Origin of the sequence: Streptomyces sp. SID14478 (assembly GCF_010548525.1) — a bacterium.
Lineage (GTDB): Bacteria > Actinomycetota > Actinomycetes > Streptomycetales > Streptomycetaceae > Streptomyces.
Map to the genome: position 1 here is coordinate 1 of NZ_JAAGMG010001159.1, position 2,439 is coordinate 2,439.

Here is a 2,439-nt window from a genome sequence, read left to right on the forward strand (position 1 = left end):
GGAGCTGCACGTGCACGTGGGAGCACCGCTCGGCCCGGCCGATGGACGGCTCGCGCTCACACAGCAGGCGCACGGCGCGGTGACGAGCGCCTGGCGGATCGCGGCCGCGCACCTCGGCGAGCCCGCCGCGCTCGCCGCGTAGAGCGGCCACGGTCCGCGTACCCTCGACCCGTGCCCGCCTCCCGCCCGCATCGCGTCGCCGTCCTCGTCAGCGAAGGTGCCAAGCCGCTCGACGTCGGCATCCCGGCCCAGGTGTTCACGACCCGCGCGAGCATGCCGTACGAGGTACGCGTCTGTGGCGCGGCGCCCGGCCTGGTGACCGGCGGCGACGGACTGTCGTACTGCGTCGCCCACGGGCTGGAGGCGCTGGCGTGGGCCGACATCGTCTTCGTCCCCGGCTACCGGTTCCCGGACCGCGACGACCCGCCCGCGCACGTCGTCGACGCGCTGAGCGCCGCCCACGAGCGGGGCGCCCGGCTCGCCGCGATCTCCACGGGCGCGTTCACGCTCGCCGCCACCGGGCTGCTCGACGGCAAGCGGGCCACGACCCACTGGCACTACACGAAGGCACTCGCGGCCAAGCATCCGCGCGTCCTGGTCGACGAGAACGTCCTGTTCGTCGACGAGGGCACCGTCCTGACCTCGGCCGGCGCCGCCTCCGGCATCGACCTGTGCCTGCACGTCCTGCGCGGCGACCTCGGCGTCGCCGCCTCGAACCACGCCGCGCGGCGCCTGGTCGCGGCCCCGTACCGCAGCGGCGGCCAGGCGCAGTACGTGCCGCGCAGCGTGCCCGAACCGCTCGGCGAACGGTTCGCCGCCACCCGCGAATGGGCCCTGCGCCGGCTCGACGAACCGCTCACCCTGGAGGTGCTCGCCGAGCACGCGGCGGTGTCCCCGCGGACGTTCTCGCGACGCTTCGTCGACGACACCGGCTACACGCCCATGCAGTGGGTGATGCGCGCCCGCATCGACGTGGCGCGCGAACTCCTGGAGCGTTCCCAGCGCGGCGTCGAGCAGATCGCCGCCGACGTCGGCCTTGGCACCGGCGCGAACCTGCGGCTGCACTTCCAGCGCCTCCTCGGCACCACACCGAGCGAGTACCGGCGCACGTTCGCCCGGGGCGAGTAGGCCCGCGTACGGGCTGGCGGGATCCTTGCGGACCATGGCGATCATGCCGCTGTCCGCGGCGTCCACGGCGCGCGACGCTGAGGGGGAAGAGCACGACAGAGCCAAAGAGCCGTACAGAGCTCGACACCCAAGGGGACGTTTCTCATGACCCGCATCGCCATCAACGGATTCGGCCGCATCGGACGCAACGTGCTGCGCGCCCTGCTCGAACGCGACACCGCCCTCGACGTCGTGGCCGTCAACGACCTCACCGAGCCCGCGGCCCTCGCCCGCCTGCTCGCCTTCGACTCGACCGCCGGCCGGCTCGGCCGCCCCGTGAGCGTCGACGGCAACGTCCTCGTCGTCGACGGCCGGCGCATCACCGTCCTCGCCGAGCGGGAGCCCGCCGCCCTGCCCTGGGCCGAACTCGGCGTCGACATCGTGCTGGAGGCGACCGGCCGCTTCACCTCGGCCGAGGCCGCCCGCGCCCACCTCGACGCGGGCGCGAAGAAGGTCCTCGTCAGCGCCCCCTCCGACGGCGCCGACGTCACCCTCGCCTACGGCGTCAACACCGACGCGTACGACCCGGCGCTGCACACCATCGTCTCGAACGCGTCCTGCACGACCAACGCGCTCGCCCCGCTGGCCGCCGTCCTGGACGAACTCGCCGGGATCGAGCACGGGTTCATGACGACGGTGCACGCCTACACGCAGGAGCAGAACCTCCAGGACGGCCCGCACCGCGACGCCCGCCGCGCCCGCGCCGCCGCCGTCAACATCGCACCGACCACGACGGGCGCCGCCAAGGCCATCGGCCGGGTCCTGCCCGCCCTGGACGGGAAGCTGTCCGGCGACTCCATCCGCGTCCCGGTCCCGGTCGGATCGATCGTCGAGCTCAACACGACGGTCGCCCGCGACGTGACCCGCGACGAGGTCCTCGCCGCCTACCGCACCGCGGCGCAGGGGAAGTTGACCGGGGTCCTCGAGTACTCGGAGGACGCCCTCGTGTCGTCCGACATCACGGGCAACCCGGCCTCGGCCGTCTTCGACTCGGAGCTCACCCGCGTCGACGGCCGCCACATCAAGGTGGTCGCCTGGTACGACAACGAGTGGGGCTTTTCGAACCGCGTCATCGACACACTGGAACTGCTCGCTCGCTGACGGCCTGTTTGTGGTGGCCGATCGGGGCTAACCGCACACCATGACGCAATCACACGAGAACGAGAACACGACGAAGAGCACGCGCAAGGCCGCCACCGGAACCGCGGGCAGGACGGCGGCCAAGGCGGAGCAGGCCGGCACCACGGCCGGCCGGGCCGCCGAGTCGGCGGG

General features: G+C 73.2%; 2 protein-coding genes and 1 pseudogene. All 3 read left to right on the forward strand.

The window, feature by feature from the left end:
* Positions 1–142: pseudogene (locus G3I40_RS47670) on the forward strand (1-acyl-sn-glycerol-3-phosphate acyltransferase); the annotation flags it as partial.
* Positions 143–171: 29 nt separating this feature from the next.
* Positions 172–1,128 carry a helix-turn-helix domain-containing protein gene (locus G3I40_RS37085; RefSeq protein ID WP_164559223.1) on the forward strand — a complete coding sequence of 319 codons (957 nt, stop codon included), beginning with the start codon at positions 172–174 and terminating at the stop codon, positions 1,126–1,128.
* 144 nt (positions 1,129–1,272) lie between these two features.
* Positions 1,273–2,268: a type I glyceraldehyde-3-phosphate dehydrogenase gene (gene gap, locus G3I40_RS37090; protein ID WP_164559224.1), complete on the forward strand. Its 996-nt coding sequence runs from the start codon at positions 1,273–1,275 to the stop codon at positions 2,266–2,268.
* Positions 2,269–2,439 lie beyond the last annotated feature (171 nt).

Bases quoted from the DNA above. Each gene is read 5' to 3' on its own strand.
- gap (WP_164559224.1), top strand. From the start codon at position 1,273: ATGACCCGCATCGCCATCAACGGATTCGGCCGCATCGGACGCAACGTG.